The following is a 303-nucleotide window of genomic DNA, read 5'->3' on the forward strand; positions in this document are numbered from 1 at the left end:
TTAAAAATAAAGCTTGGATTATGACCATGTTGCCTAAAGAATATGAACATTCTATTTATGCTTTTATCAGAAAACTTATTCCTATTGGTCGTATACTTAAAATACAAAACCATGAAGGTATATATATTAAAGAATTTAACGGATAAGGAGTTTTTATGCAAAGCACAGAAGATACTGTTGTAAAACATGATGATACAGTTCACGTAAAAGACCTTAATAAGGTAAGTACAGTAACAGATAATGATCTTTTGGTTTTAGATGATGGTATTTCTAGTTGTAATGCCATTAGTTACGCAAATTTCT

Annotated in this window: 2 protein-coding genes; both read left to right on the forward strand. The window is 28.7% G+C overall.

The genetic code is table 11. From position 1 onward, the window contains the following. Positions 1-17 precede the first annotated feature (17 nt). Positions 18-146 (forward strand): DUF735 family protein, encoded by a 129-nt coding sequence (locus tag U881_RS12190; protein ID WP_268744145.1) that lies wholly within the window; start codon positions 18-20, stop codon positions 144-146. A gap of 9 nt (positions 147-155) precedes the next feature. Beyond that, the coding region (locus tag U881_RS13710; RefSeq protein WP_152520656.1) for a DUF685 domain-containing protein at positions 156-303 on the forward strand (148 nt) is incomplete at its 3' end.

Origin of the sequence: Borrelia persica No12 (genome assembly GCF_000500045.1) — a bacterium.
GTDB lineage: Bacteria > Spirochaetota > Spirochaetia > Borreliales > Borreliaceae > Borrelia > Borrelia persica.